Below are 25,657 nucleotides of genomic sequence, written 5' to 3' on the forward strand. Positions count from 1 at the left end.
AATTTAGTATTCACTTTAAATACTCAAAATTATGTATTGGACATTGGAACTAGCATCAAAACTTGAAGATGCTCCCTGGCCGGCAACCAAGGATGAATTGATTGATTATGCCATGCGTTCGGGTGCTCCTCTTGAAGTTATTGAGAATCTCCAAGAGATGGAAGATGAGGGCGAAATCTATGAAAGTATCGAAGATATTTGGCCGGATTATCCTAGTAAGGAGGATTTTTTCTTTAACGAGGAAGAGTATTAATTTTAACTAAGAACTGAACATATAAAATGCCCGATAACTATACAAAAGCTATCGGGTATTTTTTTGTATTTTACAGTGTTTAGAATACGGGCATTTGCCAAATGAAACCTACAGATACCCGGTTCGTAGTGTAGTCCGTTTGTCCCAATGCTTTGGCCCGGGAAGCAAAGTCATAGCAACGTCCTACGTATGTTACGAAGAAGTGCAGATTGGTTTCCATCGGATAGAATTCGATACCGGCAAGATATCCCCACGAGGTGCGGTAATTCCCTTTTTCCACTCCTTCGGAGGCTTTAGTGACAGATGCGGTCTCATACATCCCTTTCACAAAAGCGTTCCATTTTGGCAGAAAACGGTAGTTGCATTTGGCTACAACAGAAAGATAACCGGTGTCGAAGACGTTATGTCCGCCTTGATGTCCGACAATACTCGTGATGATTCCCTTGCGGTCGATATCTTCTTTCGAATACATGAAATCTACAAAGGCGTTCCACTTACCCAGATTCAGTTCATTACCTATGGCATAATAATACATATTATGATTTTTGGCTTCATTCATGATAGAGGTCGACCAACGAGTTTTGAACAAGTTGTTGAAGTTGCCATTCCAGTTCAATGTATATACCAGCGGCATTTTCCCGGATTTCAGATCGGGTACATTACCTTCGGTGTCTTCTGTAATCCCATAGGTACTGTCGAAAGAACCGTTGCGGCTGTTTAGGATTTGCAGATTCAGTTGCTGGTCGGGAGTGATATTATAACCAACATTCAATCCGGTCATGAAGTTACTCATGTAATCAATCATGTCGCAATATTGGTAGACATCAATCGGATTCAGATCGAATTCAAAACCACCGTAAGCGGCGCATTGCTTCCCGGCGAAAAGGCTGAACTGCTCATTTAGTTGGATACCAATACCTGCATAATCTATAGAGGTGGGAAGATTATCAATCATGCCGTTTGCATCGTTCGAGCGGTTAAGGCGTTGACGGTAACGGTAGGAGAGCCAGTTGTTGATATTACCTTTTGCCTCGATGCGGAGTTGGTGCATATTGAAGTCACCTTCTTGAAATCCGTCCCGGAAATGGGCATCAAAGCTACCTTGCATATTCAGATAAAGGTTGAACTTATCTGTTTTCTTTTTCACGTCTGTCAGTTCCTCAAATAAAGGAGTATTAGGAGAGAATTTGTCTTTTTTCTCTGCTTTTTGGGCATATATTCCCTGTATGCTGCCCGTGAGGAGCAGTATAAAAATCAATTTTTTCATAAGTTAGTCAGGGTTTAGTATTCGTTAAAATATTGCTGAATTTGCTTCCAGTCCGTAGTTTTGGTTAATGCAAGCATTAGCAATACACGCGACTTTTGCGGATTCAACTCCTGCGAAGCCACAAACTGATATTTAGCGTCGTCTACTTCTGCGTCAAGAGTCGTAGGACCGGTTGGAACACGGGAGGAACGAACAACAAGAATCCCTTTTTTACGTGCATCTATCAATGATGGGAAGATGTTTTTATGGATATTCCCGTTACCTACTCCGGCATGGATGATTCCTTTATATCCGTTGTTGAGCAGAGGAGTCATCATATCAGCCTCAATATTGGAATAGCTATATACGATACCTACTTTGGGGAGTGAAGTAAGGCGGGTCACGTCAAATACTGATCGGGTGGTATGCTTCTTGAGTGTTATCTGATTATAGAATACTTTTCCATTTAGTACATAGCCCAGTGCACCGGAATTGGGAGCTTGGAATGTCTGTACGTCAACGGTGTTCATTTTCACTGTGCTTTCCGCTCCCAAGATAAGTCCGTTCATGGCGATCAGTACTCCTTTGTCTTTTGATTCTGTGGCAGCGGCAGTGACTACGGCATTATAAAGGTTTAACGGTCCGTCGGCACTTAATGCGGTAGACGGACGCATGGCGCCTACCAATACTACCGGTTTATCACTTTTAACGGTTAGATTCAGAAAATAAGCGGTTTCTTCCATTGTGTCCGTTCCGTGAGTAACGACAATACCATCGATATCCGGACGTTTCAGCAGTTCGTTGATTTTCTTGGCAAGTGTAAGCCATACTTCATCGTTCATGTCCTGCGAACCGATTTTTACGATCTGCTCACCTGTAACGTTAGCGATCTCTTTGATTTCCGGTACGGCGTCAAGCAGCGCACCGATGGCCACCTGTCCGGCTGTGTAACTGGTTCCGGTGGCAGAGCTTCCTGTACCTGCAATCGTTCCTCCTGTGGCAAGGATATGAATATTCGGTTTTGCGGCAAACGCCATTGTCACGGTTAATAGTAGTGTTACTGCTATCAGACCAAATCTTTTGAATTGTTTCATAACTGAATGAAGTTTAGGTTAATAATATATAGTTAGAATATTTGTATAAAAAGCAACCCTAGTCCGATAGCAACAGCCGTTGATACAAGTCCGGGCATCATGAATGAATGATTCAGCACATATCTGCCGATTTTTGTTGTTCCCGTACGGTCAAAATTGATAGCGGCTACTACGGTAGGGTAGTTTGGAATAAAGAAATATCCGTTCACTGCAGGGAATAAGGCAATCAGCATATAGGGGGAGATACCGAGTGCAATGCCTAGCGGTACTAGTGCACGTACGGTAGCGGCCTGGCTATATAATAGGATAGACATCACAAACAGTGCAATTCCGAAAAGCCATGGCATTTGACGTACGATACCTTCGATGGAGAAAGTCAGTTGCGCCATATTACCTTGAAGGAACGTATCTCCCATCCAGGCAATACCGAAAATGGCGATTACCGCTTGCATTCCGGCAGGAAATACAGAGCCTTGTGTAGCTTTGATTCCGTCTGTTTTTGTTAGCAATAGGATGATGGCGGCAGCCGACAGCATGACGATTTCGATGATAGAGGACATTCCTAAAGTAACGATTTCACCATCGATAAGAAAAGACGGGCGCATCCCTTCAAAAGAGCCGAAAAGTACGATGAAGGCAGTAGCCAACATGAAGATGATAACAGAAATCATAGCTGAACGTTTGTTCTTGACATCCTTGATTTTTATTTTCTTGTCGTTGAAAAGCCCTTCTTTCAGACGTTTCTGGTATTCGGGATCTTCTGACAGGTTTTTGCCCACTCTCATAGAAAACAACGCACCTACCAAAACACCGGCAATGGTAGCGGGAATCGTAATCTTGAGAATATCGAACAGAGTGATGTCGAAACCGGCCAATAGTCCGAGTAAAGCAACTGTGGCTGCAGAAATCGGGCTTGCGGTAATCGCTTGTTGGGAAGCGATAACCGCGATACCGAGCGGACGTTCCGGACGGATTTTTGTTTCGGTGGCGACTTCCGCAATAACCGGTAATACGGAATAGGCCACATGACCGGTTCCGGCCACAAAAGTAAACAAGTAAGTCACTAATGGGCTTAACAAAGTAACGTGTGACGGATTCTTCCGTAATAAATGTTCTGCCAGCTTCACCATATAATCGAGTCCGCCGGCAGCCTGCATACAGGCGGCGGCTGAGATAACGGCTGCAATCATTAACATTACGTCGATAGGAGGAGCGGTAGGTTGCAGGCCAAAAACGAAGGTAAGTATCGCCAATCCGATTCCTCCCATCACTCCGAGACCGATTCCTCCCAAGCGTGCACCAATAATAATGGCAGTCAGAACAAATGCTAATTGTAATATCATAAGGTTATTGCGTTAAGTTTAAAGACAAAGATAAGTGATTTCTTTCTTTGTACTTTCTTTTTCCTGTATTAAGAACAAAAAAGTTATTGAATGGTTTTTGCATATTTATTAAAACAATAACCTTGTTGGTTGGTTATTATAAGAACTAACTAAAATGTCATTGTTATAAAACAACCGATATGAAACAGAATTTATCAACAAAAACTCGTACAGAAAGCGACTTGATAGGTAGTCGTGAGGTGCCGGAAAGTGCATTGTACGGAGTGCAGACACTCCGTGGTATTGAAAATTTTCGCATCAGCAAATTTCACTTGAACGAATACCCTTTGTTTATTCAGGCTTTGGCTATTACGAAGATGGGAGCTGTCGTTGCCAATCGCAAATTGGACCTGTTAACAGAAGAACAGGCAGACGCCATATTGAAAGCTTGTAAGGAAGTTCTTGAAGGCAAGCATCATGAACAATTTCCGGTTGATATGATTCAAGGTGGTGCCGGAACGACTACGAATATGAATGTCAATGAGGTGATTGCCAACCGTGCATTGGAATTGATGGGACACCGGCGCGGAGAATACCAGTATTGTTCTCCCAATGACCATGTGAACCGTTCCCAGTCTACTAATGATGCTTATCCTACCGCTATTCACATTGGTTTGTATTACACTCATCTCAAATTGGTGAAGCATTTTGGAGAATTGATAGCTTCTTTCCGGAAAAAAGGGAAAGAGTTTGCACATATTATCAAAATGGGACGTACCCAATTGGAAGATGCGGTACCGATGACGCTTGGACAAACTTTTAATGGATTTGCAAATATTCTGGAGCAGGAAGTGAAGAACCTGGATTTTGCCGCACAGGATTTTTTGACAGTCAATATGGGAGCGACAGCTATTGGAACCGGAATCACAGCCGAGCCGGAATATGCGGAAATGTGTATTGAGGCTCTGTGTAAGATTACAGGGCTGGATATAAAATTGGCGGATGATTTGATTGGAGCGACTTCGGATACTTCTTGTATGGTGGGTTATTCGGCAGCGATGAAGCGGGTAGCTGTAAAGATGAATAAGATATGTAATGACTTGCGGCTGTTAGCGTCCGGACCGCGTTGTGGGCTGGGCGAAATTAATTTGCCGGCTATGCAGCCGGGCTCCTCCATCATGCCAGGAAAAGTGAATCCGGTAATACCAGAAGTAATGAATCAGGTCGCCTATAAAGTAATAGGTAACGACCTTTGTGTGACAATGAGTGGGGAGGCTGCCCAGATGGAACTAAATGCAATGGAGCCGGTGATGGCGCAATGCTGTTTTGAATCCGCTGATCTGTTGATGAATGGTTTTGATACTTTGCGTACTTTATGTGTAGACGGCATTACTGCCAACGAAGAAAAGTGCCGTAGGGATGTTCATAATAGTATCGGGGTAGTGACAGCTTTGAATCCGGTAATCGGTTATAAAAACTCTACTAAGATCGCAAAAGAAGCTTTAGAGACAGGGAAAGGAGTGTATGAACTTGTATTGGAGCACAATATCCTTTCTAAAAAAGACTTGGATACCATTCTGAAACCGGAGAATATGATTAAGCCGGTGAAGTTGGATATTCACCCAAATCGTTGATTGGTATTTATAGTAAGTGGAATTGGTTTAAGATGAGAAATCGCCGAGCGGATCGTTGATCTGTTCCGGTGGTTTTGATGATGTACTACTTTGATTTTATACGGGAATAATTGCTAATTTATCCGGCGAAATGGTTATTGTTGGCGGCGGTTATATTTGTTTAGAATATGCGTCTATGTATGCTTCGTTCGGTTCGCAGGTGACGGTGCTTGAGAGTTATCCGGATTTGATTGCTCGTGAAGATCGTGACATTGCTGCAAGTGTAAAGGAAACATTGGAGAAAAAAGGCATTGTTTTTCGGATGAACGCGAAGGTACAATCTGTGAAGCATGTTGAAAATAGGGCTGTCGTTGTCTTTTCTGACTCACAAACTGGTGAAGTGTTCGAACTTGAGGCAGATGCTGTCTTGTTGGCTACGGGGCGCAAACCCAATACGAAAGATCTGAATCTAGAAGTTGCCGGAGTGGAGACGGACGCACATGGAGCCATCATTGTGGATGAATATCTGAAGACAACTAATCCGAATATACGTGCCGTGGGTGATGTGAAAGGTGGTTTGCAGTTCACTTATATTTCATTGGATGATTATCGGATTATCCGTGAAGATTTGTTTGGAGATAAGAAGCGGAAAACAAGTGACCGTAATCCGGTTGCCTACTCCGTATTTAACGTGGGTTCGAAATAAAATCAAAAAATAGACAGTTGTCCGTCATTGATAAAATATACGTCAATGGCGGGCTTCTTTTCAAAAAAAACAGTATGCCGCGATAGCCGACAAGGAGTTGGCTATAAAGTTATTGAATGAACGATGTCTGGAGTGTTCTATCTGCGCAATGTTCTTCAATTATGAATCAAGATTCTTTGGTTACGACAAGCACGTAAGGGAGTGGAGTCAACAAAACTGATGCCGGTACAGATTCCCAGCAGGACTTTTTTGATGAAGATGGTCATGGGAAGCAATACCTCCTTCTCCAGTTCCACAAAACGGTTATAAGGAATCTGACGCGGAAAAAGGTGTTTCAGATGTTTACAGACATACTCCTTGTAGTAATGCTTGAAACAACGGAAACCACCGGAGTGAAACAGGATTAGAATAACCATAATCTCTGCATCACTCATACGGTTGGGTTTGCTACGATGCCTGGTCTTCTTATCCTTAATCATATATTTTTCCTGTTGAAATGTAAATTCCTTGCAAAAATCATCGGCCATACAATAAATCTCTGTAACTTTAGACTCTGGAAACATAGTGGTAATCGTTTAAATGTTATAATTCAGCATTATAAATTTAATACTTTTATCGCTATGTTTCTAATTATAAGTGAAATATATTTATTCTTATATCGAACTCACGTGATTTTAGCAAGTGGAAATAGAATCAATAGAGAAATCACCGGAGTAGATAGATATCTGCTCCGGTGATTTTATTTATTTCTTTTTATCAAGATGTGGACTGGTGAATCCTAATTTGCGCAATCCTTTTTGTATGTCAGGATGCTGCATGAACAAGTTCCAAAGCAGTTGTGAACGATAGTTTTCAATCATTATGGCAATAGGTCCCTGATCGATGGCAAGATACTGTTGCGGATACCAATTCTCCGTTTCACTGAAGGCATCGTAGAAACCGTAGTCACCCCATGTTTTGTCCTTCTTCTGATACAGGTACTTCATTACGTCTATAGATTCTTCCGGTGTGTAAACAATGGAAGAAAGAGCGGCGGTCGGACTAATGACTCCGTGGTCTTCTTTCTCATTGGGAGCATGTGCGGCATACCCTTTGACAGAGTAGCTGGCGGTCAGTCCCCAACAATTTTCACCATATCCTTTGTAATTCTTGGGATTGCGGATGCAATAAGCGCGATTAGCCAGCGTATAGTTCTTCATTTCATCGAAGTAGTTGGCATATTGGTCTTTCAGCCCGTTCGGGTCAAGTCCCAAGAAAGAATAATGAGCCCAGAAAAGAGGCCCGACGTTGCCGGTCTGATATCTTAGGTTCATCGGCAGGTTCTCGGCTGTATGCGGCTTAACGATTGCGCCGTTTTCCGCCCAGCCTTCGTGGTAAACCTTTGCCGGAACTCCGTGTGTAGGTGAAGCGGCAGCCAAAATATACATAATCAAACATTCATTGAATCCACGTACACGGAAATTCATATCCCATTGATGTTCCGGACTCCAATGCCAGAAAAGTACATTCTCCTTATTCCGATACCAGTTCCAGTCCACGTCTCTCCACAGCTTATCCATGCGTGCGGCAAGTTCCCGTTCTTCTTTGTTGCCATTTGCATAGTATTGGTGTGCAGCTAGCAGACCTTGTACGAGGAAAGCTGTCTCTACCAAATCCCCACCGTCATCTTTAGGACTGAACGGTTTTATTTTTCCTGTCTCTCCATCCCACCAATGCGGGAAAGCTCCGTGAAACTTGTCAGCCCGTTCTAAGAAAGAGACTATTTTTTCCATTCGTGCAAATCCTTCTGCACGGGTGACGTAATTCCGTTCTATTCCGGCAATAATGGCCATAATGCCGAAGCCGCTGCCGCCTGAAGTAATAATATGCCGGTCGTTCAGTGGATAGTTGCTATCCACATTCAACCGTTCTCTTGCCATTCCGCTCACCGGTTCCGCTCCATTCCAGAAATAATCGAAAGTGCGTCTTTGTACGCTATCCAGCAATGCTTCTTCCGAGATTTTCTCCTCTTCCAGCAGCGTGAATGTTGCCATCTTCGTATCCCGGCTGTTGCCGCCGACCATGACTTGGAACTCTCCCGGCTCATAAACATAATCGAGGTCGTAGTTGTAGAACTTCAAAAGCTCCGGTGTGATTTTGAAAGAAATATTCTTTGATTCTCCGGCTTTCAGGAATACTTTTTGGAATCCTTTCAGTTCCTTCACCGGTCGCGTGACACTTCCTACTACATCACGGATATATAGTTGTACGATTTCCTGTCCGTCTCGTTTCCCTGTGTTTGTAAGTGTAACGGTGGCTGTCAATTCTCCATCTGTCCGAAGCTGTGAATGGCTCAGTTGCAGATTACTGTATTCGAACTGCGTGTAGCTGAGTCCGAAGCCGAAAGGATAGAGAGGGTCATTGCTTACATCAAGATAGTTACTACGGAATTTCTCAAACCATTTTCCTTTTTCCAGGGGGCGTCCTGTATTCTTATGGTTGTAGAATAAAGGAGACTGTCCTACATTTTGCGGAAAGCTCATAGTCAGTTTACCGCTCGGATTTACATCTCCGAATAACACGTCAGCAATAGCCGGAGCCGCTTCCGTACCGCCAAACCATACATTCAGAATAGCCGGAATATGTTTCTCTTCCCAAGTCAGCGTTAACGGGCGTCCGGTGAAAACGACGAGTACCACCGGCTTGCCTGTCTTTGCCAGTTCTGCCAATAGTTCTTTTTGGACATCGGGTATATTGAGGTCGGTACGGCTGCTCGACTCACCGCTCATCTCGGAAGATTCGCCTAAAGCCGCCACAATAACATCTGATTGGCGTGCCACTTTCAATGCCTCATTCAGCAATTCCTTATCCGTACGGTTGTCTCTGCCCAATTCTCTGCCGAACATCGTAGCTCTTTTTTCCAACTCAGGATCGGCAGTCAGATTACTGCCTTTTGCATAGAGTACGCGTGCGTCTTTCCCGGCTACTTCCCGGATTCCTTCCACCAGAGTCATCGGTTTGTTCAAATCCACGGCTACGCTCCAGGTACCCGGCATATTGGAACGGGTATCGGCAAGCGGACCGATAACGGCGATTTTCCCGGATTTCTTTAAGGGAAGTACTTCCTGCAGGTTCTTCAGTAATACAAAACTTTCAGCGGCAATCTTGCGGGCAATCTCTCTGCTTTCACGGGTATAAATCTCTTTAGCCGGACGGTCGGGGTCACAAAACTTATATGGGTTATCAAAAAGACCGAGTTTGTATTTAGCTTCCAGTATCCGGCGGCAGGCTTGGTCTATCTCTTCCACATTGACTTTATTCTCTTTCAGTGACTGGGATAACGTAGTCAAAAATCCTTCGCTCACCATGTCCATGTCAATTCCCGCTTTGAGGGCACGTGCCGATACCGTCGGCAAGTCACCGATACCATGCGGCACCATTTCGCTGATACCGGTATAGTCCGTCACAACAAAACCGTCAAATTTCCATTGCTTGCGTAATATGTCTGTCATCAGCCACTTGTTGGCAGTAGCAGGCACGCCGTCCACTTCGTTGAAAGATGCCATGACACTTCCCACACCGGCTTCTATCGCCGCCTTATACGGATACATATATTCGTTGAACATACGGATGCGGCTCATATCTACCGTGTTGTAATCTCTTCCGGCGAAACCGGCACCATACAGGGCATAATGTTTCACACAAGCCATGATATGGTTATTTGAGGTGTATGAGTTGTCTCCCTGATATCCCCGTACCATCGCTTTCGCTATTTCACCACTCAGGAAAGGGTCTTCTCCATTCCCTTCGGAGACACGTCCCCAACGGGCATCCTGGCTGATGTCCACCATCGGGCTGAATGTCCAGCAGATGCCGTCCGCACTTGCTTCAATGGCGGCTATGCGTGCCGACTGCTCGATAGCTTCCATATTCCAAGTGGCTGCTAATCCCAAAGGAATGGGGAATACAGTTTCGTATCCGTGAATCACGTCCATGCCGAATAGCAATGGAATCTTTAAGCGGCTTTCTTCTACGGCAATACGTTGTACGTCGCGTATTTTAGTCACTCCTTTGATGTTGAACAAGCCGCCGACTTGTCCCTTACGGATTTTGTCGGCGATGTTGCTGCTGGTTGCCTGACCGGTAGTGATGTCTCCGGCACTGGGAAGATTCAGTTGCCCGATTTTCTCCTCCAATGTCATTTTGCTTATGAGTTGGTCGATAAATCGGTCCATCTTTTCATTCTTTCCGCCCTGTGCGTGGATGCAGCAAGTTGCGGTCAAGCATACTAGAATAGTGAGGATTCTGTTCATATCTGTTTTTTACCTATTGAATTGTTTATTTTAAGTCCGGGCTGCTGAATCCTAACTTCTTCATTCCGTTCTGAATATCCGGGTCGGACATGAAGAGGTTCCATAACAGTCCGCTCCGGTAGTTTTCAATCATGCAGATAACCGGACCCTGATTGATAGCGATGAATTCTTTGTCGAACCATTGCTTGCCCAGATTGAATGCGTCAACGAAACCATATTTCCCCCAAATCTTATCTCCCAGTTTGTAATAGAAAAAATGCAGGGCTTTCATTGATTCTTCCGGTGTGAAAGGGAAGGAAGTCAAGGCAGCGGTAGGGGCGATTACACCATTATCATTGTTCGGAGAATGGGCACTGTATCCGTTATCACCGTCACTGGCGGTCAATCCCCAACAGTTCTCGCCATAACCGGCATAGTCCCTCGGATTGTCAACACAATAATTGTAGTTAATTAATGCATGGTTCCGGGTTTGTTCCTCATAATTGGCATATGCGTCCGACAGACCTTTCGGGTTAATTCCCAAGAAAGAATATTGGGAAAGGAAAAGAGGACCGCCGTTATCCGTACCCAGCGGCAAAACATAGTCATAATAAACTTTTCCGTTTTTCATTCCGCCGTTGTTCGCCCATCCTTCGTCATATACAACTTTATCAATAGCGTTTGTCGGTGAAGAAGCTGCGAGTACGTATGCAATCAAACCTTCATTCCAACCGTTGATTTTCATGCCCATCTCCCAATTATGGTTAGGACTCCAATGCCAATACAGTGCATTTTCTGAACTTTCTTTGCGGAACCAGTTCCAGTCTATAGCTTTCCATAATCTGGTAATGTCGCTACGAAGTTTGTTTTCAGTTTCAGTATTATTTTTGAAATAAGCTCTGGCTGTTAGCAATCCTTGGAATAAGAGAGATGTCTCAACCAAGTCCGCCCCGTCATCTGTATCGCTAAACGAGTGTGTAAAACCGCTGTCTCCATGTATCCAATGTGCATAAGCGCCATGATATTTCTCGCATTTTGTATCCAGAAAAGTTACAATCTTTTGGATTCGCTCCAAGGCTGCTTCTTTTGTAATAAAGTTTCTTTCTGCTGCCACGATGATTGACATTACTCCGAAACCTGTTCCACCTGTAGTGACTGTATTTCCCGAAGTACTTCTTTCGCGCGCCATACCGCAATCAGGATGACCGAAATCCCAGAAATAGCTGAATGTTTGTTTTTGGACCAGTGTCAGCAATTCTTCGTCATCAATACGGTCAAATTTGTCAGAATCTTCCATTCCTGTTTTTATACTATACACCTTTCCTGTAAAGATGGGTTCACCGGCTGATGATTTTATTCCCGGATACACTACAAACTTATAACTGGAATAATTCCCGAGTGAATTTATCGGAGTGACGGTCACTTTTTTGTTATCATCATCCATTTGGTAGTTGATTTTTAGTTCAAATTCATCTTCACCATCCAATTCGATGAAACGGATATTCTTAGCAACGCTCGATTTATCTACTGCATCCGAAAATTGCAGTACGATGGACGCTTCCGGGTCAATATTTGTAAAAGCCGATAAGTTCTGTTGTTCACCGATACTGATAGTTGTTAATCGAAAATCGGTGGTTACATTTTCGTTATCGTCACTGCAAGAAGTTAGTAGTGCAATGACAATCAGGAAGATATAAGTAAATGATAAATATTTTTTCATGGCATATTTAGTCTTTAGTTATATATAGATTTCGTATCTCGCTCTTTTTGAGAGCCTTGTTGTAAAAATGGAACTGGTCGAGTGCGCCGAGGTAGTGTGCGCCCCAATCTTGGGCAGTAGCACCTTCTGTCAAACTTGGTATTGTTTGAAATTGCAGTGTTCCGATAACTAGTTTTCCAACATCGCTGAATTTGAGCTTTCCGGAAATCATTTTTTGAGCTTCGCCTTCAGAAAGAGCTTTTGAAAGAATCTCTTCTGCATTTTTATAAACAGTCAGTTTGGAAGTTGTCTCATCATATTTGAAAGAAAGATGTACCCAGTCATTGATAAACACATCATCTATCCTGCACTCTTCAGTTCGTTCGGCATTGCCGTTGCGCAGATGAACTTTGAAAAAGGCTTGCGTATCGTTTTCCGAATGACTTTCGAGATAGATATCCAAATTACCCCAGAACTGTTTGGTATTGGATATCCCGAAGATGCCGGTCGCTTTATTGCATTTGGTAGCTTTCATCCAAAAAGAGACAGTGAAACTACCTAAATTCTCAATACTGTCTTTCATTGCTTCCGGAGTTTCGACTACCATATAAGTATCTGTCGCACCTTGATATGCTTTACCGTTAATACCTTCCGCAAAGTGGGGAGTGCCGTCGGCGGTAATGCCGAAGTTATAGATACTGTTGTCCTCTAAATTATCCTCGAAAGCCAATCCCAACTTCATCGGGTTATAAGGCTTTTCCGGCAGTTCTTCCGGATAATCGAAACCCGGGTGGTCCATATCCTGGAAACAGGACTGAACCATGAATCCGAGGAGAAACAAAGCGATGGATGAATATATATATTTTTTCATATCAATAGTCGTTTAATATATTATAGGTAATCTGGATTTTGTTTCAATACACCGTTAGACTTGTCTATTTCTTCTTGCGGGAGCGGCAATAATGCATGCTTCTTTTGATAACCGAAACTGCCTAATACATCTTCTGCAATTCCCCAGCGTACCAAGTCGTAGAAACGGTCGAATTCCATAGCGAGTTCCGCTCTTCGTTCTTGACGGATAGCGTTCCGCAGTTTCACCTGGTCGTCTGTCGTGACTTTGGGCAGGATATTGGTATTCTTACCTCTGGCACGGCTGCGTACCATCTCCAGATAATCTTTGGCAGCCTTCGTGTTATTCTGTTCGATGGCTGCTTCTGCTGCCATCAACACTACATCAGCATAGCGGATAAGGCGGATATTGAACCAGAAACCGAACTTAGTATATTTAGCGCGATAAGTAGGGTTCGTATAAGCCTTTTTATTGAAATACTTGGCAATCACATCATTTGTGGCAACCGGCTTCTCATTATAAGGTTGATTGGCAGGAATTAACGAAGGAGATTCTCCTACCTTTATGAAATACAGGAGCGTTTCATCTTTGCGGGGATCACCGGCTTCAAAGGCATTCGCCAATGTTTCGGTCGGTGTATTCCACCCCCATCCCATATTCCATTCACCGGAACCTCTGACGCCCTGCACCAATGCGAATTTACTACCTATATCTTCACTTTCGGGCAAAGAAGAGGTGGCGGTACATTGCAGTTCGAAAATAGACTCACTGCAATTCTCACCAGATTCGCGGAATATATCGTTGAAAGGCGTATTCAGATTGTATATTCCGGAGTTGATGACATCTGTTGCGGCAGTCCAGAGGTTAGACCAGTCGTTGCGCATCATATACGTCCGGGCGTGCAGGGAACGGGCGGCTCCCCAAGTCAGGCGACCGATGTATTTGCTTTCCCACGTGCGGGGCAGATACTTTTCCGCTTCTGTCAAGTCCCGGTCTATCAGTGCGTATATATCGCTGACGGACGACTTGGGGATATTGGCATCCGATGACTGATTAATCTTAAAGTCAATCAAGGGAACTTCACCGAATGCACGCACCAGATTGAAGTAGCAATAAGCCCGGAAGAAGAGTGCTTCCGCCTTATTGACGAGATTACCATCCGTCAGATTGCCCGCTTTCATTGATTCGAGCAGTGTATTCACTTTGTGGATAAGGTTGTAGTTGGCGCTCCAGTAACCTTGCAACATACCGTCACTTGCGTCATAATTGAACTCGTCATACATCTTGGCAGCACCCGCTCCGTCTGTCGATGTACTGCCTTTTTCCGCGTCTTCCGAACGGAAGCTGTGGATGGCAAGTGCGGTTGTTCCCGATGTCAGGGCATAGTCGCGCATGGCAGCGTACATTCCGAATATTTCGCTCTCGTACGTACCACCGACGAGGTCGGTGTCGATAAGTTCCCCTTGCGGAGCCTGGTCCAGTAAATCGCTGCATCCCATTTGGGCGAATGACAAAGTGCAGGCAGCTACTATATATAGAATTCTTTTTTTATTCATAGTCATATAACTTTAGAAATGAAATTAGAAAGTAAGATTCAAACCGAAGGTATAAACGGTCGGCATCGGATAAGTGCCGTTATCTACCCCGAAGGAAGTAGCGCTACCACCGATTTCGGGAGTGTATCCACTGCATTTGGACCATGTTTTCAAGTTCTGTACGTTGGCATATAACCTGAGTGATTTCAGATAAATCTTTTTCAATAAGCCCGGGTTAAACGTATATCCCAGTTCGATATTACGGATACGGAAGAAACTGCCGTCTTCGATGAAGTAACTTGAATTCTGGCGGTTGATACTTCTCGATGGGTCAAGGATAGGTTCCCAGTTGGAAGTGCCCTCACCGTTCCAGCGGTTCATGCGGCGGAGCGAATAGTTGTTTTGGGAAAATTCGTCCGACTCCCAGTTACGGTAAATCTCATTACCATATACCCCCATCATGTCCATACTGAAATCGAATCCTTTGTATCCGGCACTGATAGTCAGGCCATAGGTGAAATCGGGGGTCGGATTACCAATCATAGTACGGTCTTTGTCATTAATCTCACCATTCCCGTCTACGTCCTTGAACTTCAGGTCACCCGGTGCTACGGTACTCAATGTATTTTTAGGAGAGCTCTGAATATCTGCCTTATTCTGATATACACCTTCCACCTGGTAGCCGTAGAAGTAACCGATGGGATACCCTTGGGATACTCTTGACGGACCGGATACGATGGCATAATCCTTGTTTACCAGTGATTTTACCTTATTGTCTATCGTGGTCAGGTTGGCGCTGACTCCATAACTCCAGTCCTCGCCGATGCGGTCATTCCAGGAAGCGGTCAGTTCCCATCCTCTGTTTTGGATTTCCCCGATATTTTCCAATCCGGGAGTAGAGCCCGAAATACCGGGAACGGAAGTCAGCAAATCCTTGGTCGTTTTGTTATAATAAACGGGAGACAGGCGCAGGCGTTGTTTCAGAAGATTCATTTCGAAACCGGCTTCCCATGAATAGTTGCGTTCCCAGCCTAATGTCTGCGACGCCAGGTAAGCGAGTCCTTTTCCTTCGACGATGTTGTCACCGAATACGGCAGAGCCGGAGTTGACGATTGTAGGATAAGCCGGATAGTTATAGCCGCCTGTATTTTGGCTGCCTAACACGCCCCATGAACCTTTCAGTTTCAGATAGTCGATGACAGATTGGTGCTTCATAAAATTCTCTTCCGAGATTACCCATCCGGCGCCGAAAGAGTAGAAATTATCCCATGTGTTTCCGGTACGCTTGAATACGGATGAACCGTCGCGACGATAAGAAGCGTTGAACAGGTAGCGGCTTTGGTAGTTGTACAGTGCCCTGATCAGGTAAGACATGGTAAAGCGTTTGTACTGTGAACCGCCGTTTGTAGCAGTGGACTGGTCGCCGATAGTGGTAATCCACCATTTGTCGTCATTCTCGCCAATGCTGATGCCGTCGCCCAGTTTCTGGCTTCTGCCGGCATCCAGTGAGGAATATTCGTTGTAGTTGGTTGTCATACCACCTGTCAGTGTAATACCGTGTCCGCCGAATTTTCCGGTATAAGTCAGTACATAGTCGGACTGTGCAGCCATGTTTGTCAATTTTTTCTGTGTGATGCCTTCACGTTCGCCTACATTTTCTTTTTCTCCTTTATCTGCATTGTACAAGTAGATGATAGGAGAGTAGAGGCGTGACTGGTCGGAACTGTAGTCCATAGCGAATGTGGCACGGAAAGTCAGGTTTTTCAGTAAGTCTACTTCCCCGTAGATATTTCCCGCCATGCGGTAGTTGATGGCCTTGTTATGCTGTCCTCTGTACTTCACGTCAATCATCGGGTTCGATACCTGTGCCTGCTGGAAGTCCGGCAAGAGTTGCAGAAGTCCGGTTTCTTCATTGGCTACCGGTGCGATGGGGGCTGCCTTGATGGCTGCGCTCACGCCTTTAGCGTCCGGCGGAAGCATACGTACACCGTTAATCTGGAAGCCGAAACGCAGGAACTTAGTCATTTCGTATTCACTGTGCAGATTGATAGTCAGCTTGTTCAGTTTCTCGCTCTTGATAGAACCTTCTTCCATGGTGTAGCCAAGTCCCATGTAAAACTTGCTTTTATCCGTAGAACCGGTGATGCTGATATTGTTGTTGGTCAGGAAGCCCGTTTGGAAGATTTCGTCCTGCCAGTCGGTGTCGGCTGCCCAGTTGGTATAGTCGAACGGGTCTAATCCCTGGTTATTACGTTGTTCGTTGTATAATTCCTTGAATTGGGCGGCATTGGTAAGTTCCACACGGTCGCCGATATGTTTGAAACCTACCGAAGCGTTGATGCTGACGGTAGTCTGTCCTTCTTTGGCGCGTTTGGTCGTGATGATAATTACGCCGTTTGCACCCCGTACGCCGAAGATAGCCAGTGAAGACGGGTCTTTCAGAATCTCCATAGATTCGATGTCAGCAGGATTCAGGTAGTTGATGTTATCCGTGAAAAGTCCGTCTACTACATATAAGGGAGTATATCCGTTGATAGAGTTTGTTCCGCGGATTCTGATTTCCGGGTCTTGACCCGCCCTGCCGGTATTGACGATTTGAACACCCGCAATTTTTCCCTGGATGGAAGCCAACGGATTGCTGGCAGGCTTGGTGGCTATATCAGCCGCTTTGACTGTTTCGATAGAACCGGTCAAGTCTCTTTTCTTCGCGCTGCCATAGCCGATAACGACAGCTTCTTCCAATGCAAAAGCTTCTTCTTTCATGACGACATTGATAGTAGTACGATTGTCTACTACGATAGTTTGTGACGTCATTCCGATAAAGGAGAAAGTAATTTTATCGCCTTTCCGGGCAGAGATGCTATACTGACCGTCTATGTTGGTGACGGTTCCGGTGCCGGAAGCATCTATTTGCACGGCTACTCCGGGTAGTGGTTCGCTTGTTTCTGATGTGACGATACCTTTTATCTCCCGTATCTGTGCGGATAGAGTGGTGACTGCCAATAAGAAAAATCCTAATAGAAGTCCTTTCTTTAATAGAGAGATGTCCTTACAAAATGAATGGGTAAGTTGGTCTTTCATTCTATTATTAGTTTTAGTTTAACATTAAAATCCTGTCAAAACTTTGTTGGGCTCGTACGCTTCCCGATTCGTCCGTTTTGACAATGGCAAATGTAGAAAGTATGAATTTATACTTGCTAAAAACAGGCTCACTACGGATACATCGCTTTGATTTTTAACATTTAAGCGACCTCATTATTACCTCTCATTCAATTGTAATGTGCATTAAATGAGTGATATAACGAATTTATAACTTCAAGAAGAAATCGTTGAGATTCTCATTGGGCGGGATATTAATTTTCTTTCTCAACCGGTAACGGCTGTTTTCCACTGCACGTACGGAAATATTCATTAGGGCCGCGATAGCTTTTGAATCCAGATTCAACTTCAGGCAGGCACATAATTTCAAATCGTTGGCAGTCAGTTGCGGATAAAGCATTTTTAATTGTTTGAAAAATCCGGTATGTTTTTCTTCAAACTTGATAAGAAACATTTTCCAGTCTTCCTCGGTGTCGAGGTTGTTGTTGAAAAGCATATTGATTTTATGAAAGAGCGGTGCGAGCGCTTTGTTGTTGTGTGTGCGATAGAACTCTTCTATTTCATCTTTCATCTGCGTGATAAGCTCGTTGCGCTGGATGACGAAAGAAGTCTGCGAAAGCAGTTCGGCATCCTTCTCTTTGATTTGGTTTTGCAGTTGCTGGTTCATCCGGCTTAGTCTTTTCGCTTCGCGAAGGCGGATTTTTATCAGATGTCGGTTCCGGTAACGGCGCAGGATGAGTATCCAGACTATCCGTAACACGAGTAATGTGATGATAAAATAGCCCAAGATTGCCCAAATAGTCTGGTACCAGGGAGAAAGAACTGTGAAAGTATATTCCAGTGTAGGAGAGCAATTCCCCAGATTATCTATCGAACGTAATAAAAAGGTATAAGTTCCTTTGGGAAGACGTTCGTAGGTCACTTTGTTGATTCTTTCCGGTTCCGACCATTCGCTGATTCCTTCCAGTTTATATTGGAAAGATACATTGTGTGCCAGTACGTCATCCGTTGCGAATCTGATTTCTATCGTATTATTGGTAAATGGAATCTTGATAGCCTCATGTTCACTTTCCTTATGAAGTGCTTCTCCCGTTTTGGACAAGGCGGAAAAGGATTTGATATAAGGAGTGGACAGCGAAATGACATTTTGCTGCTGATTGTTGGGGCAGAGCAGAAAGCCGTTGTCCAGACAGATGAGGCTGGTTGAATCCGTGAGGGCGATAATCCGCTCGAAATGATTGACCATGGACATGCCGTTATAGTTGATGTCTATTTTATCTTCTATATGGTTTTGCGAACCGTCGTGGACAATGCGGTAGATTACATTATCTCCCATTACATAAAAATGGTTTTTGTCTATGTCGGATACATTTTTTATTTCCGTCAGGTTGCTCAGGCAATGTTTCAACGGTTCGTACAGTTCTACTTTGCCGCCTATGTCATTATAAGTGTAAAAGGAATTTCCGCCCAGCATGACAACTCTTCCGCCGATTTTGAAAAGGTGGAGCTTGTAGGGTAGTTCCCGGTCTTCGCCGTAGTATTCCGAAGTTTTTATTTTTGTCATGTCCTCGGAAAGCTGGCAACGGTAAACTCCTTTGTTCATGTGCTCCAACCATACATTGTCGAGATGGTCTATTTGGATGTTGACGATAGGCTGGCGAATGTCGTCAAGAATGATTCGTTGTGTGCGAGTATCTATGATTTTCAGGGATGCGTATGTGCCTAACAGTAGATAATGCTCTTTGGCAAGAATGGTAAACACTCCCCCTTGTACATTGATGGGAGTAGTAACTGTCAGTTGTTCGTCAATCACTTTTAACCCGCTGTTGGAACCGCAATATAACTTTCCGTCTATAATCTTTAAATCCCAGATTTGCTCTTTAATGTTCTCTATCGTTTGCAAGTCGCCAGGCAATGCGTTGATATTGTTCAGATCGCTTTGGCTGATATAGAAGAGTCCCTGGTTGGTACCGATAAATAGTTTGTCGGCAAAAAGTGCGGCTGCATATACGGCACCGGTCTTGCCCGTAGGATCGGTGTAGCAACTGAGTTCGGGAAGTATCTGGATGCAGGTAATCCCGTTGTCGAGTGCCAGCCAGGTGTTATGATACTTATCTTCGTGAAGAAACAGGATCGTATTGTTTTGCATGTAGGCGTCAGAGTTGATATGCTTGATAATCTTCCCTTGTCTGTCTATCATATATACTCCGTTGAGAATCGTGCCGAGCAGATAGTGACCATTCTCCTTTTGAATAGCGCAATTGATGTTTGAATTAATCCATTCCGGTGCGTCACTCAGTAATCTGAACGTATCTCCATCATATATGAATAAACCGCTGTTCGAAGTGACTACCAGCCGTTGGTTTTCCGCATAGGGAAGCACGGCTTTCACTTCTTTGCCCAGAAATAGTTCGCTGTGTGGGATAAGGGTGAAACGACCTTCTTTCAGACGGAGCAGCCCCTTATGTGTTTCCTGTATCCATAACTCACTGCCGACTTGCATTAGGAAATGAAAATTCTCCTGTTTGGTTATTTTCTCTGTTTTTCCTGTCGGCAGGTGGTGGCGGAAGATGCCGCTGAATGATTGAAAATAGATGGATTCCCCTTGCGGCAGGATTCTCCATATATCATCATTCTGCCAATTGTCTGTCGGCAGTTCTTTGCTGAGTGAGGTATAAGTCAGTTCCCCGTCGGGCTGCCGGCTCCATTTACCGAACTCTTCGTAACCGCCGGTATAGATTTCGTTGTTTGAAACAACATATACAGAACGCACTACTTCTGCTTTGGGGAGCTTGTTCAATTTCCATTCGATACCGTCAAATTCGAGCAGTCCGATGTCATTGCCAAAATAGAGTATTCCATGCTCGTCTTCACTGATAGACCAGTTTTTGTTGGCTGCGCCATATTGTGTTTTGCTGAAGTTGATGATTAACGGATTGTTGATTCCGGCAAATCCTAAACTAAACCAGAGCAGGCAGATAATAAAACAAAGTGATTTTTGCAGAAAGAACATAGTAGTACGTTTTTTTTGAGTGCTGATGCAAAGATAGAAATTCTTTTTTTATTAATAGCTTTAATGTTATGATGTTATAGGAATAATTGCTAACTTATCCGGCAAAATCGTTATTGTCCGTTACCTCGAAAGAAGCGACCTTTGCAATATGAAATGAAACAAACTGAAAAAGCTGATTTTAAACTTATAAAAAGATAGGAATATGAATGTATTTGATGTTATAATCATTGGTTTCGGCAAAGGCGGGAAGACCCTTGCTGCAGAGTTTGCAAAACGCGGACAGAAGGTAGCTATTATCGAACGTTCCGAAAAAATGTATGGTGGCACATGTATTAATATCGGATGTATCCCGACAAAGACGTTAGTACATCAGGCAAAAATAGCTTGGGGCAGGAAAGAGACCGCCTTTGAGGAGAAAAGTGATTTTTACCGGCAGGCGATTGCCGTGAAAGAAACGGTAACCGGTGCATTACGAAACAAGAACTATCATAACTTGGCGGACAATCCCAATGTGACTGTTTATACAGGTACAGGCTCGTTTGTTTCTTCCGATACGGTCGCAGTCCGCACGGTTACGGAAGAAATCCTGCTGACATCCAAACAAATCATTATCAATACAGGAGCGGAAACGGTCATTCCACCCATTGACGGAGTGACGGACAATCCTTTTGTCTATACCAGTACTTCAATCATGGAACTGACAAACCTTCCCCGCCGTCTGGTCATTGTCGGCGGCGGTTATATCGGGCTGGAGTTTGCGTCCATGTATGCTTCGTTCGGTTCGCAAGTGACTGTGCTCGAAAGCTATCCCGAACTGATTGCCCGTGAAGACCGCGATATTGCGGCAAGCGTAAAAGAAACATTGGAGAAAAAAGGCATTGTTTTCCGGATGAACGCAAAGGTGCAGTCGGTGAAGCACGAGGAAGACAAGGCAATCGTCGCCTTCACTGATTTGCAGACTGACGGGGTATTCGAACTTGACGCCGAAGCCGTATTGCTGGCGACAGGTCGCAGACCTAACACGGGAGGTCTTAATCTGGAAGCGGCCGGAGTAGAAGTAGATGCGCGTGGTGCTATCATTGTCGATGAATATTTGAAAACAATCAATCCCAATATACGTGCCGTAGGTGATGTGAAAGGTGGTTTGCAGTTCACTTATATCTCATTGGATGATTACCGGATTGTCCGTGAGGATTTATTCGGAGATAAGGAACGAAAGGCAAATGACCGTAATCCTGTTAGCTACTCTGTTTTTATCGATCCGCCATTGGCGCGTATCGGGCTAAATGAAGAGGAAGCTCGCAAGCAGAACTTGGATATTATTGTGAAGAAGCTGCCCGCTATGGCTATACCGAGAGCGAAAACATTAGGGGAGATGGACGGATTACTGAAAGCTATCATTGATAAGAACACGGGAAAGATATTAGGTTGTATGCTTTTTGCACCCGATTCCGGTGAAGTTATCAATACGGTTGCCATTGCCATGAAGGCAGGGCTGGATTATACTTTTCTGCGTGACTTCATCTTTACTCATCCCAGTATGAGCGAAGCGTTGAATGATTTATTTTCATAATGATAATTTCATGTGTTGGAAACCCTGGTCTTTCAGTGTGAAACAGAAATTACCCTTGATTGCCGCTGTTTACAAGTGAACAAAAAAACGATAATTTGTGTTTCTTTAATTTAAGATGTATATCTTTGTTCCCGAATTATAAACACGTGAATTTATGAAAAAGATTTTTGGTGCTTTAATGATTGCCGTATGTTTCGGCATGGTGATGCCTGTCCAGGCGCAAATACACTTTGGTGTAAAAGGAGGTTTGAACTTGTCAAAGGCAAGTCTCTCTAATGTAGGCGATAATTTTAAAAAGGATAATTTCACCGGTTTCTTTATTGGGCCGATGGCCGAGTTTACTATTCCAATTGTAGGATTGGGAGTGGATGCTTCTTTGCTTTTCGCTCAAAGAGGTATCAAGGTCTCTGATGAAGATGGAGATATAACCGTTAAACAGAACGGCATTGATATTCCTGTAAATCTGAAATATACTATCGGGTTGGGAAACCTGGCAGGTATTTATCTAGCAGCAGGTCCTGATTTTTATTTCGATTTTGAAAAGAAAACAGGGATCGATAAGAAGAAAGCTGAAGTAGGTATTAATGTAGGAGCAGGTTTGAAGTTGCTGAATCATTTGCAGGTAGGGGCTAATTACAATATCCCATTGGGGGATACTGCTGATATTGATACTGGCGGCTCTTATAAAACCAAGACTTGGCAGGTGTCTGTTGCCTATATTTTTTAAATAGTCTGTCATTTTACATCGTATATAAAAAAGAGTTTCCGGTGAACGGGAACTCTTTTTTTTGTTCGAGGGCTGCCCTGTTGCAGCCTCGAAACTGTTTCTGCCCAATCCTGCCTTAAGAAGCGTTTTTCTTTTGAGTGTTCTCTCTTCCTTCTTTTTCATTCCCCATTTTTTTATTGTATTTTTGTACCTGCAATGAAAAAATATGTAGATGTCATATTACCGCTTCCGCTTCCGAAGAGTTTCACTTACTCTTTGCCGGACGAATGTGCGGAAGATGTGAAGATAGGCTGCCGTGTGGTAGTTCCTTTCGGGCGAAAGAAGTTTTATACGGCTATCGTCCTTAACGTTCATTATTGTGCTCCAACGGAGTACGAAGTGAAAGATATATCTGCATTGCTGGATGCTTCTCCCATTTTACTACCCGTTCAGTTCAAATTTTGGGAATGGATAGCCGATTACTATCTCTGTACACAGGGAGATGTGTATAAAGCGGCACTTCCTTCCGGCCTGAAGCTGGAGAGTGAAACGATTGTTGAATATAATCCCGATTTTGAGGCGGATGCGCCATTGCCGGAACGGGAACAACGCATTTTGGATTTACTTGCCGTAGATGCGCAGCAGTCCGTCACTAAACTGGAGAAAGACAGCGGCATAAAAAATATTCTTACTGCCATCAAGTCCCTGCTCGATAAAGAAGCCATTTTTGTAAAGGAAGAATTGAAACGCACTTATAAGCCTAAGACAGAGGCACGAGTGCGGCTTGCGGGTACGGCAGATGAAAAGCAACTCCATATTCTGTTTGATATTCTGTCTCGTGCTCCGAAGCAACTGGCGTTGCTCATGAAGTATGTAGAGTATTCAGGTATTTTAGGAACCGGAACTCCGAAAGAAGTCTCCAAGAAAGAATTGTTGCAACGGGCTAATGTGGCTCCTTCGGTACTAAACGGGCTGGTGGATAAGAAGATTTTCGAAATCTACTATCACGAAATCGGACGGTTGAATAAACAGGAGAAAGAAGTAGTCGAGCTGAACGCCTTGAACGAGTTTCAGCAACGGGCACATGATGAAATCGTTCAGTCTTTCCAGGAGAAAAACGTTTGTCTGCTTCATGGAGTAACGTCCAGTGGGAAGACGGAAGTGTATATTCATCTGATCGAAGAAACGATTCGTCAGGGAAAGCAAGTCTTATATTTGTTGCCGGAGATTGCCTTGACTACTCAAATTACAGAGCGTCTGCAACGGGTCTTCGGTGCTCGCCTGGGGATCTACCATTCTAAATTCCCCGATGCCGAACGGGTTGAAATATGGCGGAAACAACTGGGAGAGAACGGGTACGATATTATCCTGGGTGTTCGCTCTTCCGTGTTTCTTCCTTTCCGGAATCTGGGACTGGTGATTGTGGACGAAGAGCACGAAAATACGTATAAGCAACAAGATCCTGCTCCCCGCTATCATGCCCGTAGCGCGGCTATTGTACTGGCTGCCATGTACGGAGCTAAAACTTTGTTGGGTACGGCTACTCCCTCTATCGAGTCATGGCAGAATGCAAGAGAGGGAAAATATGGTTTCGTACAACTGAAAGAACGATATAAAGAAATCCAGTTGCCGGAGATTATTCCGGTGGATATTAAGGAACTGCATCGTAAAAAGCGGATGGTCGGACAATTCTCGCCACTCCTGATACAATATATGAAAGAGGCTTTGGAACAGAAAGAACAAGTGATTCTCTTTCAGAACCGTCGTGGGTTTGCCCCGATGGTGGAGTGTCGTACCTGCGGTTGGGTGCCTAAGTGTAAAAATTGCGACGTAAGCCTTACCTATCATAAAGGAATTAATCAATTAACCTGCCACTACTGCGGTTATACGTATCAACTGCCGAAATCCTGTCCTGCCTGCGAGGGAACAGAACTGGTGAACCGTGGTTTCGGTACGGAAAAGATTGAAGATGACATCAAAATTCTTTTCCCGGAAGCTGCCGTAGCTCGGATGGACTTGGATACTACACGTACCCGCTCGGCTTATGAGAAGATTATTGCGGACTTTGAGCAGGGAAAGACGGACATATTGATTGGTACGCAAATGGTATCAAAAGGGTTGGATTTCGATCATGTCAGTATAGTAGGTATATTAAATGCCGATACCATGTTGAATTATCCCGATTTCCGTTCCTATGAGCGTGCTTTTCAGTTGATGGCACAAGTAGCGGGACGTGCCGGACGTAAGAACAAACGCGGACGGGTGGTATTGCAAACCAAGAGTATCGATCATCCTATCATTCATCAGGTTATTGCCAATGATTATGAAGATATGGTAGGCGGGCAGTTGGCGGAACGGCAGATGTTTCATTATCCTCCCTATTACCGGTTGGTATATGTTTATCTGAAAAATCATAATGAAGCGTTGCTGGATCAGATGGCGGCAGTGATGGCGGATAAGTTGCGGGCTGTATTTGGCAATCGGGTATTAGGTCCGGATAAACCTCCTGTTGCCCGTATCCAGACTTTGTTTATCAAGAAGATCGTCGTCAAGATTGAGCAGAATGCCCCGATGGGACGTGCACGGGAGCTTCTACTACGCATTCAGAGGGAAATGATCGAAGACGAACGCTATAAATCTTTGATAGTTTATTATGATGTAGACCCAATGTAATGAA

The 25,657-nt window shown here is 44.2% G+C and carries 14 protein-coding genes and 3 pseudogenes; 6 read left to right on the forward strand and 11 right to left on the reverse strand.

Annotated elements, in window-relative coordinates:
* Positions 1–31 precede the first annotated feature (31 nt).
* The gene (locus tag H8S63_RS03370) at positions 32–253 is read left to right on the forward strand and encodes a DUF2795 domain-containing protein (RefSeq protein ID WP_002558131.1); all 222 of its coding nucleotides are present in this window, start codon (positions 32–34) and stop codon (positions 251–253) included.
* Positions 254–332: 79 nt separating this feature from the next.
* On the opposite strand, the gene H8S63_RS03375 is transcribed toward H8S63_RS03370, so the two are convergent.
* From H8S63_RS03375 to H8S63_RS03385, 3 genes are read right to left on the reverse strand one after another with little or no spacing between them, the layout of a single operon-like run.
* A complete protein-coding gene (locus H8S63_RS03375) occupies positions 333–1,520 on the reverse strand; it encodes a porin (protein WP_186925722.1) in 1,188 nt (395 codons plus the stop codon).
* Positions 1,521–1,534: 14 nt separating this feature from the next.
* On the reverse strand, positions 1,535–2,593 hold the full coding sequence (gene ansB, locus H8S63_RS03380) for an L-asparaginase 2 (RefSeq protein WP_007755734.1): 1,059 nt from the start codon (positions 2,591–2,593) through the stop codon (positions 1,535–1,537).
* Positions 2,594–2,625: 32 nt separating this feature from the next.
* The gene (locus H8S63_RS03385) at positions 2,626–3,936 is read right to left on the reverse strand and encodes an anaerobic C4-dicarboxylate transporter family protein (RefSeq protein WP_186925723.1); all 1,311 of its coding nucleotides are present in this window, start codon (positions 3,934–3,936) and stop codon (positions 2,626–2,628) included.
* Between the two features lie 179 nt (positions 3,937–4,115).
* Between H8S63_RS03385 and H8S63_RS03390 the strand changes: the two genes are divergently transcribed.
* Both H8S63_RS03390 and H8S63_RS03395 read left to right on the forward strand, forming a co-directional pair.
* Complete coding sequence (locus tag H8S63_RS03390) at positions 4,116–5,549, forward strand: aspartate ammonia-lyase (protein WP_007755725.1); 1,434 nt, start codon at positions 4,116–4,118, stop codon at positions 5,547–5,549.
* Between the two features lie 133 nt (positions 5,550–5,682).
* Positions 5,683–6,216 (forward strand): annotated as a pseudogene (locus tag H8S63_RS03395) (FAD-dependent oxidoreductase); the annotation flags it as partial.
* Positions 6,217–6,236: 20 nt separating this feature from the next.
* On the opposite strand, the pseudogene H8S63_RS03400 reads toward H8S63_RS03395, so the two are convergent.
* The 8 genes and pseudogenes from H8S63_RS03400 to H8S63_RS03430 form a co-directional block, all read right to left on the reverse strand.
* A pseudogene (locus tag H8S63_RS03400) lies at positions 6,237–6,797 on the reverse strand (hypothetical protein).
* 180 nt (positions 6,798–6,977) lie between these two features.
* Positions 6,978–8,267 carry a glucoamylase family protein gene (locus tag H8S63_RS20285; protein ID WP_349091177.1) on the reverse strand — a complete coding sequence of 430 codons (1,290 nt, stop codon included), beginning with the start codon at positions 8,265–8,267 and terminating at the stop codon, positions 6,978–6,980.
* A pseudogene (gene bglX, locus H8S63_RS19925) lies at positions 8,241–10,526 on the reverse strand (beta-glucosidase BglX); the annotation flags it as partial. The pseudogene bglX and the gene H8S63_RS20285, both read right to left, overlap by 27 nt.
* Positions 10,527–10,551: 25 nt before the next feature.
* On the reverse strand, positions 10,552–12,225 hold the full coding sequence (locus H8S63_RS03410; RefSeq protein WP_186925725.1) for a glucoamylase family protein: 1,674 nt from the start codon (positions 12,223–12,225) through the stop codon (positions 10,552–10,554).
* Positions 12,226–12,232: 7 nt separating this feature from the next.
* Positions 12,233–13,075 (reverse strand): LamG-like jellyroll fold domain-containing protein, encoded by an 843-nt coding sequence (locus tag H8S63_RS03415; RefSeq protein WP_186925726.1) that lies wholly within the window; start codon positions 13,073–13,075, stop codon positions 12,233–12,235.
* A 20-nt stretch (positions 13,076–13,095) separates the two neighbouring features.
* Positions 13,096–14,616, reverse strand: a complete 1,521-nt coding sequence (locus tag H8S63_RS03420; RefSeq protein ID WP_186925727.1) for a RagB/SusD family nutrient uptake outer membrane protein — start codon at positions 14,614–14,616, stop codon at positions 13,096–13,098.
* 18 nt (positions 14,617–14,634) lie between these two features.
* Positions 14,635–17,670: a TonB-dependent receptor gene (locus tag H8S63_RS03425; RefSeq protein ID WP_007755696.1), complete on the reverse strand. Its 3,036-nt coding sequence runs from the start codon at positions 17,668–17,670 to the stop codon at positions 14,635–14,637.
* A gap of 226 nt (positions 17,671–17,896) precedes the next feature.
* Positions 17,897–20,701 (reverse strand): triple tyrosine motif-containing protein, encoded by a 2,805-nt coding sequence (locus H8S63_RS03430; RefSeq protein WP_186925728.1) that lies wholly within the window; start codon positions 20,699–20,701, stop codon positions 17,897–17,899.
* 202 nt (positions 20,702–20,903) lie between these two features.
* On the opposite strand from H8S63_RS03430, the gene H8S63_RS03435 reads away from it, so the two are divergent.
* The 3 genes from H8S63_RS03435 to priA all read left to right on the forward strand — a co-directional run bounded on the left by H8S63_RS03435 (position 20,904) and on the right by priA (position 25,653).
* On the forward strand, positions 20,904–22,274 hold the full coding sequence (locus H8S63_RS03435; RefSeq protein ID WP_186925729.1) for an FAD-dependent oxidoreductase: 1,371 nt from the start codon (positions 20,904–20,906) through the stop codon (positions 22,272–22,274).
* A 154-nt stretch (positions 22,275–22,428) separates the two neighbouring features.
* Positions 22,429–23,001, forward strand: coding sequence for a porin family protein (locus H8S63_RS03440; RefSeq protein WP_007755690.1), 573 nt, complete (start codon positions 22,429–22,431; stop codon positions 22,999–23,001).
* A gap of 195 nt (positions 23,002–23,196) precedes the next feature.
* A complete protein-coding gene (priA, locus tag H8S63_RS03445; protein WP_186925730.1) occupies positions 23,197–25,653 on the forward strand; it encodes a primosomal protein N' in 2,457 nt (818 codons plus the stop codon).
* The last annotated feature ends 4 nt before the right edge of the window (positions 25,654–25,657 follow it).

The organism is Bacteroides sp. NSJ-39, from assembly GCF_014287315.1.
Classification (GTDB): domain Bacteria; phylum Bacteroidota; class Bacteroidia; order Bacteroidales; family Bacteroidaceae; genus Bacteroides; species Bacteroides finegoldii.